Raw genomic sequence first — 13,279 nt, 5'->3', positions numbered from 1 at the left:
CTCCATGGTGAAGGATCCGTTCGAGCGTATCGCAGCAGTTACAACCTCTAACAATGAGAGGGACGTCCTCGAAGCGTTCCTGGATCACTACCGCGACACCATCGCCAACGGCCTCGACGGCCTCGACGAAACCCAGGCGCGGACCCGGCTCGTCCCTTCCCTCACGACCCCGATCGGCCTGGTCAGCCACTGCGCGGCCGACGAGCGAAGCTGGTTCCAGTACGTCCTGGACGGCCGTCCCTGGGAGGAGATCGACGGACCGCGCAGCAGCCAGGACGCCAGCTGGCAGGTCCCCGGCGACGTCCGCATACCGGACGTGATCGCCGCCTACTGCGCCACCTGCGCCGAGTCGCGCGCGATCGCCGCCCGCTTCGCCCTGGACGACGAGATCGCCTTCGACGACCGCCGCGTCACCCTGCGCTGGATCTACGTCCACATGATCGAAGAACTTGCCCGGCACGCCGGCCACGCCGACATCCTCCGCGAGCAGCTCACCTCCCCCTGACCCGCGATCGCCCTGCCAAGGAAATTCAAAATTCTCTGGCCGGCGCTGTCGGATCGGGGTGGCGGCGTTCGTGGCAGTGGTGAGGCCGGCCGCAAGGGGCGGCGCCCAGGGGAAGGATTCGCGATCATGAAGCTGACGACCATCACCCAGGTCACCATCGACGGCGTCGTCCAGGGGAACGGCGGTGCGTCGGAGGAGGACCGCCGGAACGGGTTCGAGCGCGGCGGTTGGGCCCTGGGGAAGGGCGACGGCTCGACCCAGGAGTTCATCAACGAGGCCTACCAGCGCGCCGACGCGTACCTGTTCGGCCGCCGGACCTACGAGCTGTTCCACGCATCCTGGGGCACGCTGTCCGAGAAGGACGTCCCCGGCTGGGAGCGCGTCATGCGCTCGCTCAACTCCAAGCCCAAGTACGTGGCGTCGGGCACGCTCACCGACCCGACCTGGGAAGGCACGACCGTCCTGCCGGACGACCTCGCCACGGCCGTCCGGGAGCTGAAGGCCAAGCCGGGCGGCGAGCTGCAGGTGCACGGCAGCGGCACGCTGGTCCAGTGGCTGCTGGCGAACGAGCTGGTGGACGAGATGACCCTGATCACCGTCCCGGTGGTGCTCGGCCAGGGCAAGCGCCTGCTCCCGGACGCCGGCCCGGACATCGCGCTCGACCTGCTGGACTCGCGCGTCGACTCGAACGGTGTCACGATCCAGACCTTCCGCCCGGCCGGGCGCCCGCAGTACCCGACGGCGCCCTGACCCAGACCGGCGAACACGAAGGCACCGACACAGGTGGAGGCGAAAATGCAGTACCTGGTTTCCGTGATCGACGACAAGAGCAACCCCGGCAGCACGGACCGGCAGCCCGCCATCAGCGTGTTCAACGAGCGGCTCATCGAGGACGGCTACTGGGTCTTCGCGGGCGGGCTCGCCGACACCGACGCGGCCACGGTCGTCGACAACCGCGGCGAGCAGGCGGTGCTCACCGACGGGCCGTTCCTGGAGTCGAAGGAGTACCTCGCCGGCTTCTGGATCTGGGAGGCCCCCGATCTGGACGTCGTGCTCAAGCTCGCGGCCGAGGCGTCGAAGGTCTGCGACCGCAAGATCGAGGTGCGTCCGTTCCAGTGAGCGACACCCACGAGGCGATCACCCGCGTCCACCGCGAGGAGTGGGCGCGCGTGGTCGCCGGCCTGGCCAGAAAATTCGGCGATCTCGACATCGCCGAGGAGGCGGCCGCCGAGGCGTTCGCGACCGCCGTCGAGCGGTGGCCGGACGACGGCGTGCCGCCCAACCCCGGCGCCTGGCTGACCACCACCGCGAGCCGCAAGGCCATCGACCGGATCCGCCGGGAGAGTAAGCGCGACGACAAGCACAAGGAGGCTCGCATGGTGCACGACGACACCCCGCCCGAGCCCTTCGGCGCGATCGACGACGACCGGCTCCGGCTGATCTTCACCTGCTGCCATCCCGCGCTCGCGACCGAGGCCCGGGTGGCGCTGACGCTGCGGATGGTCGGCGGCCTGACCGTGCCGGAGATCGCCCGCACCTTCCTGGTCGCCGAGCCCGCCATGGGGCAGCGGATCACCCGCGCGAAGGCCAAGATCAAAGCGGCCCGCATCCCCTACCGGATGCCGTCCGCCGAGGACCTCCCGGCCCGCCTGTCCGGGGTCCTGGCCGTCCTGTACCTGGTGTTCAACGAGGGCTACCTCGCGACCGGCCCCGACACCGACCCGGTACGCCACGACCTGACCACCGAGGCGATCCGCCTGACCCGCCTGATCCGCGCCCTGCTACCGCAGGACGGCGAGGTGGCCGGCCTCCTGGCGCTGATGCTGCTCACCGAGGCCCGCCGGACCTCCCGCGTCTCGTCCACCGGCGAACTCGTCCCCCTCGCCGAGCAGGACCGCGGCGCCTGGGACACCGCGCTGATCGCCGAAGGACACCGCCTGGTACGCGAACGCCTGGCCGCGGCCGCCGCCGGGACGGCCCCGGGCCGCTACCAGATCCTCGCGGCGATCAACGCCGTCCACACCAGCGCCCGCGACATCCGCGACACCGACTGGTCGCAGGTCCTCGCCCTGTACGACCAGCTCGTCCGCCTCGACCCGTCTCCGATCGTCGCCCTCAACCGCGCCATCGCCCTAGCCGAACTGGACGGCCCGCAGGTCGCCCTGGCGACCATCGACCGCCTCGCAGACAAACTCGACGGATACCACGCCTACCACGCAACCCGCGCCGACCTCCTACGCCGCCTCGGCCAGTCCGACCAAGCCCGAGCGGCCTACGACAAAGCCATCGACCTAGCCGGCAACACCGCCGAAACCGCCGCCCTAACCCGCCGCCGCAACCAACTCCAGAGAGACTGTCCGCCATGACCGACCGACGGTACGTCTTCCTCGACCCCGACGGCATGGCCGACGGCTGGTTCTATGAGCCTTTTCCATCACGGGGCGAGGGCGGCCTCGCGGTTTTGTAGGACGCTGATGGCCTTGGCGAGGTGGCCGGCGCGGTAGGGGCAGCAGCGGAGCTTGGTGAGGATCTTCCATGACTTGAGCTGGGCGTTTCCGCGTTCACCTGGTCCGCGGAGCTTGGCGTGGGCCCGGTTGGCTTGTTTCTGGGAGGCGGGCTTGTTCCTGCCCTTGTAAGGAACGATGATCGCGGGACCGGCGCCGACGTAGCCCTTGTCGGCCAGGACCGGCAGCCCGCACGCTGCCAGGGCGCGGATGATTCCCCAGTTCCGGGCCGCTTTCAGGTCGTGGATCGAGCCGGGTACCGCACCCGACACCCACACGATCTGCCCGTACGGGCCGGCAATTACCTGCAGGTTCACGCCGTGCTTGTGATGCTTGCCCGAGTAGAAGAGCCGGTCGGCGCGGAGGCGGTCGGTCGCGATGAGAGTGCCGTCCAGGATCAGATGTCCCAGCCCGTCTTTCTTCGCCCTGGCGAGTGTGGTGCCGAGCTTGGGTGAGCGGGCCGACAGCCAAGCCACGACCTCGTTCACATACCTCCACGCGGTCGTCGTCCCGACCCCGAAACCTGCCGCGAGCTGCGCGAACGTATCGCCCTTCTTCAAGTATGCGAGCGTCATCAGCGCCTGCTGCCCCGCGTTCAAAGCCCGGCCCTTGCTCTTCAGCTTCGTCCGCTCCCGCCGGACGAGACCGGTCAGGTAGTTCAGAGTCGAACGCGACAACGGCAGCGAAGCACGATAGAAAAGCACGTGAAACCTCTGGTTGTGGGGGGCGGAGGTCAGAGACCCCTCTCCTACCAGGGGTTTCTTCACGTCCACGGCCAGCCACGCCGCCCGCGATCATGCTGTGATCAGCAGCCTTGAAGAGGCTGCTGGAAAAGGTTCTATGTAGTGGTCGAAGCCAAAACCGGCGTCTTCTACCAGCAGCAATATGGCGGCACGGCCTGCCGCCAAGGCCAGATAGAAGGATTCCTCGTCCCCCTGTTCGCCGGCGACGCCCTCCCCGAACTCCGCACCCTGTTCGAAGACCACTTCCGCGGCGCAGGCACCTGGAACCACACCTGGACGGCCGACGAGCACGCAAAACTCCGCACCACAATCGAAGGCGTCACCTACTGGGCCTGCGACGGCCACACCGAGGAGCCCCACACCCTAAAACTCGACGACTCCCGAATCCGCGAAGCCGACGAAGCCTGGATCCCCGTCCAAACCCCCGACGGCCCCGGAATCCTCCTCTGGTACAACTCCGACTAAGCCCGCCCACAGCCCGCCAACTCCAGGAGTAAACGCCGCGATTGCACCCGCCCTCGCGACGGGTGGTCAGCCCTTGAGCACCGTGAAGAGCGGGAGGCTGCCGCTTGCGGTGGCGCCCGCGGATTCAGGGGAGAGGGTCACGTTCTCGCGGGACGTTTTCGTGATGCGCGGAGCATTGCTCTCGGCAAGCAGGTACTTGCCGGGCTTCACGACCTTCGAGGACGGCATGATGAACGTATTCGTCTCCACGAACCTGCTCAGGTAAGCACATTCACTGAACCTTTTCCAGCAGCCTCTTCAAGGCTGCTGATCACAGCATGATCGCGGGCGGCGTGGCTGGCCGTGGACGTGAAGAAACCCCTGGTAGGAGAGGGGTCTCTGACCTCCGCCCCCCACAACCAGAGGTTTCACGTGCTTTTCTATCGTGCTTCGCTGCCGTTGTCGCGTTCGACTCTGAACTACCTGACCGGTCTCGTCCGGCGGGAGCGGACGAAGCTGAAGAGCAAGGGCCGGGCTTTGAACGCGGGGCAGCAGGCGCTGATGACGCTCGCATACTTGAAGAAGGGCGATACGTTCGCGCAGCTCGCGGCAGGTTTCGGGGTCGGGACGACGACCGCGTGGAGGTATGTGAACGAGGTCGTGGCTTGGCTGTCGGCCCGCTCACCCAAGCTCGGCACCACACTCGCCAGGGCGAAGAAAGACGGGCTGGGACATCTGATCCTGGACGGCACTCTCATCGCGACCGACCGCCTCCGCGCCGACCGGCTCTTCTACTCGGGCAAGCATCACAAGCACGGCGTGAACCTGCAGGTAATTGCCGGCCCGTACGGGCAGATCGTGTGGGTGTCGGGTGCGGTACCCGGCTCGATCCACGACCTGAAAGCGGCCCGGAACTGGGGAATCATCCGCGCCCTGGCAGCGTGCGGGCTGCCGGTCCTGGCCGACAAGGGCTACGTCGGCGCCGGTCCCGCGATCATCGTTCCTTACAAGGGCAGGAACAAGCCCGCCTCCCAGAAACAAGCCAACCGGGCCCACGCCAAGCTCCGCGGACCAGGTGAACGCGGAAACGCCCAGCTCAAGTCATGGAAGATCCTCACCAAGCTCCGCTGCTGCCCCTACCGCGCCGGCCACCTCGCCAAGGCCATCAGCGTCCTACAAAACCGCGAGGCCGCCCTCGCCCCGTGATGGAAAAGGCTCACTCAGTGAATATGGCTGGTGGTTCTCGCTCTCCTGCCGGACCGCCTCGATGATCTGACCGACGCCTCTGGGGACCACGCCGGGCCTGTTGGGCGGGACGGGAAAGAGAGCCACGGTCCCCTGAGTCGGCGCGCGTTTCTTCCCATCGCCCTGGCCGATTCCGAAGTCGTAGGACTTCACGACCCCGGCAGGATGGTTCTTCTCCCCATAGCAGCGGCGCTGCCCGCCGGGCGAGTAAGCCACTCCGAACGGTGACCTCGCATTGAAGACCGTCACCACTTTGACTTCGCTTCCAGGGCGCGCACGGGCCGGAGTGACCGTGATCTGGAAGCGCATGTACGGCGTCTCGGAGGCGGGCATGTTGGGCTGCCCGAGCAGGACGTCCGGGTGCGTGAACGAGAGCACGAACGTTCCGCTCTCTCGACCTCCCACCGTCGGCCCGGACGGCCACAGGAGGACCGTCGCGACCGCCGCCGTGGCTCCCACACCGCAGATCGCAGCGGCCCCCTTCGTCCCACCGACCTTGGAGAGCACGCCTTTCGTGCTGGAGGCGCCGAGCTTCGCGGCGGCCTGTGAGCCGGCGACCGCATGGGCGGATCCTCCAGCCGCCGAGGCGCCCTGTCCGACAGCACCCGTCGACAAGGCTCCAGCTGTGGTCGCCGCTGAAGTGCTTCCGGACGCGATGAAAGCGCCGCCCAACAGCGCGGCCGGTACCGCCGATCCGACAAGCGCTGCCACGGACGCGAGCGAGATGATCCCGCGCCGCTCCCAGTCTGGCCCGTACCTGCGAACCGCTTGAGACTCCAGCTCCCCAATGAAGGTGTTGGCATTCCACAAGCGCTTTGCCGGATCCTTCGCCAAGCCATGAGCCACCAACGGACGAAGCTCCTCGGGGATCTCGTCCATCGCGGGCCACTGGTGCAGATGAAGCGTGCGCAGCTCGTCCAGAGTCTCGGCTCGGAAAGGCTTGCGTCCCGTGGCGCATTCGACGAAGACGCAAGTGGCGGCATAAATGTCCGTCGCGGGCGACGCCGCCTGGCCGTACCACTGTTCGGGAGCCATGTAAGCCGGTGTTCCGGCGACTCCGGACTGACCTGTAAGGACCGCGACCCCGAAGTCGATGAGTTTGCTGACGCCGTCGTCCTGGACGAGCACGTTGCCCGGCTTGTAGTCGCGATGGACGACACCGACGTCATGCGCCGCGGCGAGACCGAGCAGGGAACCTTTGAGCGTAAGCAATGCGGCCTCGGGAGCCAGCGGCCCGTCATGGCTGTCGAGCACCGCCCGCAGCGACCGCCCGGAGACCGCTTCCATGACGATCGCCGAACCCTCCGGCCGTTCGACATAGTCGAGCAGCCGCGCGACATGCGGATTCACAACTCGCTGAAGGAGGGCCGCCTCCCTCCGGAACGTCTCCCGTAACCGCGGATCACCACGACCGTCCGCGGTGAGGTACTTGATCGCCACCGGCCGACGATCCCCGTCGCGCACCGCGAGCACGACCCGCCCCTGTGCCCCCGCGCCCAACTCCCTGAGCTCGGTATATCCGCTGAGCCCGCGTCCGTTCGGTTCTCCGGGCGCAGCGTTGTCGGCTCGCTCGGACGGATTCATCCGAGCTTGTTGAGCTGCTTCGTCAGGAGGGCGGTGGCGCGCTGCGCGATGGGGTCAGGAGAGCCCTTGGGCTCAGTGCGCTCCCAGTAGAGCGTGCCGATGACGAGGTTTCCGCGCTGGGTGTAGTCGTAGAAATAGTGGAACAGGTTGTATTTGGACACGTCGCGAGAGAACAGCTCTTGCTCTGTCCCGCGTACGTGAGCCCACTGCCCGACGGTGTCCTGGGTGGCCTTCCAGATGTCCTCGTGAGGCAGGATGAAGGTGTCCTCAGTGAGGGGGCGTTTGGGCGTGTGGTGTTTGGCAGGGCAGGCCATCGACTTTGATTTGATGAAGTCGAAGGCCGAGGCCGCCGAAGTCGCGTCGCCGTAGAGCGCGAACGCCTGGGCGTATTTGACCTCCCCCTTGCCCTTCGCGCTGTTGGTGTACTGCCGCAGCGCGAGCTTCGGGGCTCCGGGCAGTTTGAGGGAGGACAACGAGCACGAGGGGAACTGGTCGTGCTTGAGGGCGTCCACCGCGAGCTCGATCCGGGAGATGTCCCCGCCGATCTCCTTCGGCGTCAGCAAGGCGGCGCTCACCTGTGCCTGTGCGTAGGTGGGCGGTGGAGGCGGCGGCGCCGACGTGGACGCCGAGGTGCGGGGGGCGCTGGCCTTGTGGTGGCCGCCGCCGCATCCGCTGACGGACACTGCCGTCACGGCTACCAGGGCCAGCGTGATGCCTGCGGTGCTGGACGGCCTCATTGGCGGTTGCCGGTCTGGATCTCGCCCACGGTCAGCGGTGTCTGGGGCGAGGTCATCTGCATCGGGGCCAGATCGCCTCCAGGTTGGGCGCAGCCGGTCCCTTCGCACGTCCAGTGGATCGTCCAGACGATCGTCGCCGTGATCTGGAAAGCGCCGCCCGGCGCTCCGGTCGAGGAACGCTCGTAGGTGTGGCTGCAGGTGCTGCCGTCCTTGGTTCCGCCGTCGTCGCAAGTCATATGCGGTTGCACCGGATCCCCGAGTTGCCACTCGACACGCGCCGGTGTCGCCACCGCCGTGACGGTCTGGTTCGCGGCCGTCTGCGGAGGCGTGGAGACCGGCTCGAACCCGTCCACCCAGAAGGCCGTCTTGACTTTGACGTAGGTCTTCCCGGAGGGGGCGGTGTGCACTTTCGGGGTATGGAGTTCGGCGCTGTTCGCGGCCCTTTGGGCCAGGTCGAGCGTGCTGACAGGGGCAGGGCCCGCGGCGGGGCCGTTGCCGTTGGCGCCAGGGAGGCCGCCGGCGTTCGCTCCGGGCGCGGTAGGGATTTCGCCAGTGGAGCCGCCTCCACCGCCTCCCCCTCCACCGCCGCCTCCTCCCGAGCCCCCGCCGGGCGAACCCCAGTCGCATCCGAACTTGCCGCCGCCGCCGTTACCGCACGGGTCGGCGTAAGCCGTGCCGGAGAAGAGCAGAGCCCCGGCCGTTACGGCGGCGGCGCAGAGAGAAGCCGCGCGGACGGCTGGTCGTGCCGCGAAGGATGTGGGGGACATGAGGGCTCCTTACCTGCCTACCGCCGGGCGGGGGCGGCGCGGTGCGGCATGCGGGTCCGGATTCGAGCTGGTCCGGGCGGTACTTCTGTGGGGAACGTCCTGGCACGCAAGGGCAGAGTTGCGGGGAGCGGCCGGACGAAGGAACGGGGGCTTCAGCATTGGTTGTCCCGGACGCTGTCGTAGACCTTCCAGACACCGTCCACGTACTTGAGGCCCGTCCGCTGCACGAAGGCGGCGCCATCGCCTCCGCCGATGCGTTTGCCGGTCGCGGCGGAGAACCGATACGCGGCGAGGGTGCGCATGCAGTCGATGATGAAGACCTTGGTGCCGGGTTTGGTGCGGGCGTAGATGCGGGGGTTGGAGATGTTGACGAAGCGCCAGATCTCGCCCTTGGCCTTGGTGGCCTGGACGTCGTTGGTGACCTTGGTCAGCAGGGGGTCGGCGGCTACCTGGGCCAGGGGGGTGGGGTCGTTGTTCTGGTAGACCTGCTGGTAGGTCTGCTGGAAGCGGCGGTAGGCGTCGAGGACGGCCTGGTCGACCTGTTGCGGGGTGAGGGTCGGCGGGAGGCCGGGGCCGCTCGCGGACGGGAGGTCCGGGGACGAGGTGCGGCCCGCGTTGTCGAACTTGCCGTTCGGGGCGAAGCCGCCGTCCTTGTGGGAGCCGCCGCAGGCCGAGGCCAGCAGGAGGGCGGCCGCGACCGCGGTGAGGCCGGCGCGTCGGCGGACGGCTCGGGGGGTCCCTGCGGGGGACGAACGTACCGACCGGCTGTGCATCGCTATCCCTGGCCGCATTGCTGACAACGGGGCGGAGTACGCGCGAAAGCTTACAGAGGTGCATGTTGCGAGTGAAGAGTTCCGTTGCCGAAAGGTTTCCACGAGCTGGTCACGAGGGTGGGAGCCGGGCACCTCGGGCATGCCGGTGAGGGGTCAAGCGGGTGGACGGAAGCGGTCGGTGGCCTGGACGAGGAGGTCGCGGGTGCCGGGTTCGGAGCCGCCGTGGCCGGCGTCCTCGACGAGGTGGAAGTCGGCTTCGGGCCAGGCGCGATGCAGGGCGAACGCGGCGTCCGGCGGGGTCTTCATGTCGTAGCGGCCGTTCACGATGACGGCCGGGATGTGGCGGATCTTGTCGATGCCGTCGAACAGCTCGTCCGCGCCGAGGAAGCACTGGCGGCTGAAGTAGTGGTGCAGGATGCGGCTGAACGCGATGAGGGTCGCGTCGTCCAGCATCGGGGGCGGGACGGGCAGGAGGGTGTTCGCGGCGATCTCCCAGGCGCCCCAGGCGCGGGCGGCGGGGACGTGGACGGACGGGTCGGGGTCGTTCAGGCGGCGGCCGTAGGCGGTGGTGAGGTCGTCGCGTTCGGCGAGCGGGAGGTAGTCGCGGAGGCGGGCGTAGTCCTCGGGGAAGAGGCGGGCCGCGCCGTGCGGGCCGGTCGCCCAGGCGGTGTCGGCGGCGAGGTCGGGGAGCCAGACGCCGCGTAGGACGATCTCGCTGACCGCATCGGGGTGGCGCTGGGCGTAGGCGAGGGCGAGGGTGCTACCCCAGGAGCCACCGAACAGTAGCCAGCGGTCGACACCGAGGTGTCCGCGGAGGAGTTCGATGTCGGCGAGCAGGTGCGCGGTCGTGTTGGTCGTGAGGTCGGTGTGGACGTCCCCGGCGTGCGGTGTGCTGCGACCGCATCCGCGCTGGTCGAACAGGATGATCCGGTAGGCGTCGGGGTCGAACCAGGACCGCGCGTTCGGCAGCAGGCCGCCGCCGGGGCCGCCGTGCAGGAAGAGGGCGGGCTTGCCGTCCGGGTTGCCGCATTCCTCCCAGTACAGCTCCTGGCCGTCGCCGACCGGGAGCATGCCGTGGGTGTGCGGTTCGATCGGGGGATACATCGCGCGCGTCCTCTCGTTTGGGGTCGAAGGGACAACGGTTGGTGATGTGCCGGAAGTGCCGGTATCAGTTCCGCCGCAGGGCGCCGGGGATGGCGGTGCAGGTCAGCAGGAACAGCGCGACGGCCAGGACGGACGGCCAGAGCAGCGAACCGTGGACGTCGCGGGCCGGACGAGCCGCAACCCGGTGTTTCGGGTCCCAGGTGACCGAAACGGTTGAGCCTTTGGCGGCGAGGGGCTTGTCCGAATTCAGGCTGGACGGGCCGCCGGACGGGCAGCGCAGCCGTTGCAGGTGCCGCGTCACGGTCTTGGTGCCGTTCTCGACCGAGCCGTCCTGGACCTCGGCGGACTTGCTGCTCACGTCGTCCACCTGGCAGGACGCGGTGACGCCGCGGGCCGGCAGGACGTGGCCCTCGGCCGCGTTGTGGAAGGCGAACCCGGCGAGCGGCAGCGCGATGAGCAGGGCGATGGACGTGAAGGGCTGGCGACCGAGCAGCGCCGGTCCGACGACGCCGAGGGCGATCGCGAGCAGTCCCGCGACCGGTCCGAGCAGAGGGACGTGCGGACCGAAATAGTCGAGCCAGCCGACGAGCACGAGGCCACCGATGGCGAGCGCGCCGACGGCGACGACGCCGGTCGCGCGGAGGAGGGGGAGGGTCCTGTCCACGTCGGTCTCCGTTCGGCGTGGCGGGGCAGAGGGCTGCGTCGGGTGCGCCGCGGGACGGATGGACGATCTCCGGCGCGAGCGTTAGACGCGGATCCGGACGGCCCGGTTCGGTGATTCGGGTGTGGGGAGCGACACCCTCGCGTCCGCTCAAACAAACGCTATCGTCTGCGTGACGCGCCGTCCCCCCTTGCGAGGAGAGATGCACATGCGAAAGTTCGCCGCAGTCGCCGTCACGTCCGGGGCCATCGTGGCCGGTGTCGCCGGGACGGCCCTCCCGGCGGGCGCGGCCACGCCCACCGGCGGTTCCGGGGTCGAGGCAACGACGGTCACGCACGGCACGATCACCGGTGCCGCCGCGCAGAAGCTGGCCCGCGGTTCCGGTCAGATGACGCTGGCTGCAGCGCCGGTGCACGCGGCGTCCTGCCGCTGGGTCGAGCGGACGCAGGGCCGCAAGTCGTCCCGGCACGGGCGCTGGCTGATCTACGTGAAGACCCGCCTGACCTGGTGCTACGACGGGTTGCACGTCAACTCGGCGCGGGTGAACCGGTCCGCCTACACCTACAACAAGCGGGTCTGGCGGATGCGCGGCTGGACGCAGCACTCGCTCACGCACGACAGCACCTGGGCGACCGTGCTGGCCAAGTCGCAGTACAAGTTCTATTACACCGGCAACGGCAGGAACTACCGCCCGTACGCCGACGTCATGGGCGCCTTCAACGGCAGCTACCGCGTCTGGGCGGGCAGCTGACCCTCGCGCTGCGCAACGCCCCGTCCAGGCGCGGACGGGGCGTTCGCATTTCCGGTCATCGCCGCCGGAAAGCGGCGCGAACGGCCGCCTCCAGAGGAGCCAGAAAGAGGATTCCGGTTCCCGCGAGGAACCAGGCCCACAGCGGGATCGCGAAGTGCCAGACGTCCTTCGTCGGCTTCGGCGGGATGCGGTGGCGCGGGTCGGAGGTGACCGACATCCGGTCCCCGGCGGACGCCTCCCGCCGGCTGGTCGTCACCTGGGACGGCCCGCCGGACGGGCACCGCAGCTTGTGGACGTAGTCGGTGGTCGTGGTCGCATTGTCGCCACCGGATTCGACCCGGACACGCTCCTTCACGTCCGTGACCTGGCAGACCTGAACCGTCCCGCGGTGGGCGAGCGCGCTGTCGGTCACCGCGACGTAAAGGGCGATGCCGCTGATGAAGGTGACGGCGATCAGTACCCAGGCGCTCACGCTGAGATCAGACTCCAGCGCCGTTCCGAGAATGCCGATCGTGCCGAGGAGAAACGCCAGCACGAACATCAGGATTTCGAGCGGCACCCAATACCACCCGGAGGGCCCGTCGGCGCGCAGACTGAGCCTTTTCCATCACGGGGCGAGGGCGGCCTCGCGGTTTTGTAGGACGCTGATGGCCTTGGCGAGGTGGCCGGCGCGGTAGGGGCAGCAGCGGAGCTTGGTGAGGATCTTCCATGACTTGAGCTGGGCGTTTCCGCGTTCACCTGGTCCGCGGAGCTTGGCGTGGGCCCGGTCGGCTTGTTTCTGGGAGGCGGGCTTGTTCCTGCCCTTGTAAGGAACGATGATCGCGGGACCGGCGCCGACGTAGCCCTTGTCGGCCAGGACCGGCAGCCCGCACGCTGCCAGGGCGCGGATGATTCCCCAGTTCCGGGCCGCTTTCAGGTCGTGGATCGAGCCGGGTACCGCACCCGACACCCACACGATCTGCCCGTACGGGCCGGCAATTACCTGCAGGTTCACGCCGTGCTTGTGATGCTTGCCCGAGTAGAAGAGCCGGTCGGCGCGGAGGCGGTCGGTCGCGATGAGAGTGCCGTCCAGGATCAGATGTCCCAGCCCGTCTTTCTTCGCCCTGGCGAGTGTGGTGCCGAGCTTGGGTGAGCGGGCCGACAGCCAAGCCACGACCTCGTTCACATACCTCCACGCGGTCGTCGTCCCGACCCCGAAACCTGCCGCGAGCTGCGCGAACGTATCGCCCTTCTTCAAGTATGCGAGCGTCATCAGCGCCTGCTGCCCCGCGTTCAAAGCCCGGCCCTTGCTCTTCAGCTTCGTCCGCTCCCGCCGGACGAGACCGGTCAGGTAGTTCAGAGTCGAACGCGACAACGGCAGCGAAGCACGATAGAAAAGCACGTGAAACCTCTGGTTGTGGGGGGCGGAGGTCAGAGACCCCTCTCCTACCAGGGGTTTCTTCACGTCCACGGCCAGCCACG

17 protein-coding genes are annotated in these 13,279 nt (G+C 68.3%); 7 read left to right on the top strand and 10 right to left on the bottom strand.

Annotated elements, in window-relative coordinates:
• Positions 1-4: 4 nt before the first annotated feature.
• The 4 genes from FHU30_RS09640 (at position 5) to FHU30_RS09625 (ending at position 2,871) form a co-directional block, all read left to right on the top strand.
• Positions 5-505 (top strand): DinB family protein, encoded by a 501-nt coding sequence (locus FHU30_RS09640; protein ID WP_253874212.1) that lies wholly within the window; start codon positions 5-7, stop codon positions 503-505.
• 126 nt (positions 506-631) lie between these two features.
• Positions 632-1,255, top strand: a complete 624-nt coding sequence (locus FHU30_RS09635) for a dihydrofolate reductase family protein (RefSeq protein ID WP_253874210.1) — start codon at positions 632-634, stop codon at positions 1,253-1,255.
• Between the two features lie 45 nt (positions 1,256-1,300).
• Positions 1,301-1,624, top strand: coding sequence for a YciI family protein (locus FHU30_RS09630; RefSeq protein ID WP_253874208.1), 324 nt, complete (start codon positions 1,301-1,303; stop codon positions 1,622-1,624).
• Entirely contained in the window at positions 1,621-2,871 is a 1,251-nt protein-coding gene (locus FHU30_RS09625) for an RNA polymerase sigma factor (RefSeq protein WP_253874206.1), read from the top strand. The genes FHU30_RS09630 and FHU30_RS09625 overlap by 4 nt, the downstream gene beginning before the upstream one ends.
• A gap of 68 nt (positions 2,872-2,939) precedes the next feature.
• Here the strand turns inward: FHU30_RS09625 and FHU30_RS09620 are convergent, their stop codons facing one another.
• On the bottom strand, positions 2,940-3,713 hold the full coding sequence (locus tag FHU30_RS09620; protein ID WP_253874200.1) for a transposase family protein: 774 nt from the start codon (positions 3,711-3,713) through the stop codon (positions 2,940-2,942).
• Between the two features lie 141 nt (positions 3,714-3,854).
• On the opposite strand from FHU30_RS09620, the gene FHU30_RS09615 reads away from it, so the two are divergent.
• Positions 3,855-4,217 (top strand): DUF6210 family protein, encoded by a 363-nt coding sequence (locus FHU30_RS09615; protein ID WP_253874204.1) that lies wholly within the window; start codon positions 3,855-3,857, stop codon positions 4,215-4,217.
• Positions 4,218-4,283: 66 nt separating this feature from the next.
• On the opposite strand, the gene FHU30_RS09610 is transcribed toward FHU30_RS09615, so the two are convergent.
• Positions 4,284-4,466, bottom strand: a complete 183-nt coding sequence (locus tag FHU30_RS09610; protein WP_253874202.1) for a hypothetical protein — start codon at positions 4,464-4,466, stop codon at positions 4,284-4,286.
• 162 nt (positions 4,467-4,628) lie between these two features.
• Between FHU30_RS09610 and FHU30_RS09605 the strand changes: the two genes are divergently transcribed.
• Positions 4,629-5,402, top strand: coding sequence for a transposase family protein (locus FHU30_RS09605; RefSeq protein WP_253874200.1), 774 nt, complete (start codon positions 4,629-4,631; stop codon positions 5,400-5,402).
• On the opposite strand, the gene FHU30_RS09600 is transcribed toward FHU30_RS09605, so the two are convergent.
• From FHU30_RS09600 to FHU30_RS09575, 6 genes are all read right to left on the bottom strand, one after another.
• Positions 5,370-7,025 carry a serine/threonine-protein kinase gene (locus tag FHU30_RS09600; RefSeq protein ID WP_253874199.1) on the bottom strand — a complete coding sequence of 552 codons (1,656 nt, stop codon included), beginning with the start codon at positions 7,023-7,025 and terminating at the stop codon, positions 5,370-5,372. The genes FHU30_RS09605 and FHU30_RS09600 overlap by 33 nt on opposite strands.
• The gene (locus FHU30_RS09595) at positions 7,022-7,717 is read right to left on the bottom strand and encodes a hypothetical protein (RefSeq protein WP_253874197.1); all 696 of its coding nucleotides are present in this window, start codon (positions 7,715-7,717) and stop codon (positions 7,022-7,024) included. The genes FHU30_RS09600 and FHU30_RS09595 overlap by 4 nt, the downstream gene beginning before the upstream one ends.
• A gap of 41 nt (positions 7,718-7,758) precedes the next feature.
• On the bottom strand, positions 7,759-8,529 hold the full coding sequence (locus FHU30_RS09590) for a hypothetical protein (protein WP_253874195.1): 771 nt from the start codon (positions 8,527-8,529) through the stop codon (positions 7,759-7,761).
• 152 nt (positions 8,530-8,681) lie between these two features.
• A complete protein-coding gene (locus FHU30_RS09585; protein WP_253874193.1) occupies positions 8,682-9,302 on the bottom strand; it encodes a hypothetical protein in 621 nt (206 codons plus the stop codon).
• Between the two features lie 153 nt (positions 9,303-9,455).
• Positions 9,456-10,406, bottom strand: coding sequence for a prolyl aminopeptidase (gene pip / locus FHU30_RS09580; protein ID WP_253874191.1), 951 nt, complete (start codon positions 10,404-10,406; stop codon positions 9,456-9,458).
• Positions 10,407-10,470: 64 nt separating this feature from the next.
• Positions 10,471-11,070 (bottom strand): hypothetical protein, encoded by a 600-nt coding sequence (locus tag FHU30_RS09575; RefSeq protein WP_253874189.1) that lies wholly within the window; start codon positions 11,068-11,070, stop codon positions 10,471-10,473.
• Positions 11,071-11,275: 205 nt separating this feature from the next.
• Here FHU30_RS09575 and FHU30_RS09570 point away from each other — a divergent pair, with 205 nt between their 5' ends.
• Entirely contained in the window at positions 11,276-11,818 is a 543-nt protein-coding gene (locus FHU30_RS09570; RefSeq protein WP_253874187.1) for a hypothetical protein, read from the top strand.
• 55 nt (positions 11,819-11,873) lie between these two features.
• Here FHU30_RS09570 and FHU30_RS09565 read toward each other — a convergent pair whose 3' ends face one another.
• Together FHU30_RS09565 and FHU30_RS09560 are read right to left on the bottom strand one after the other, a co-directional pair.
• Positions 11,874-12,377: a hypothetical protein gene (locus FHU30_RS09565; RefSeq protein WP_253874185.1), complete on the bottom strand. Its 504-nt coding sequence runs from the start codon at positions 12,375-12,377 to the stop codon at positions 11,874-11,876.
• A gap of 48 nt (positions 12,378-12,425) precedes the next feature.
• Positions 12,426-13,199 (bottom strand): transposase family protein, encoded by a 774-nt coding sequence (locus FHU30_RS09560; RefSeq protein WP_253874183.1) that lies wholly within the window; start codon positions 13,197-13,199, stop codon positions 12,426-12,428.
• Positions 13,200-13,279: the final 80 nt, after the last annotated feature.

It is taken from the genome of Actinomadura rupiterrae (genome assembly GCF_024172125.1).
GTDB classification, from domain to species: domain Bacteria; phylum Actinomycetota; class Actinomycetes; order Streptosporangiales; family Streptosporangiaceae; genus Spirillospora; species Spirillospora rupiterrae.
Note: the sequence above shows the minus strand (reverse complement) of the source record. Positions and strands in the feature narration are given on the sequence as shown.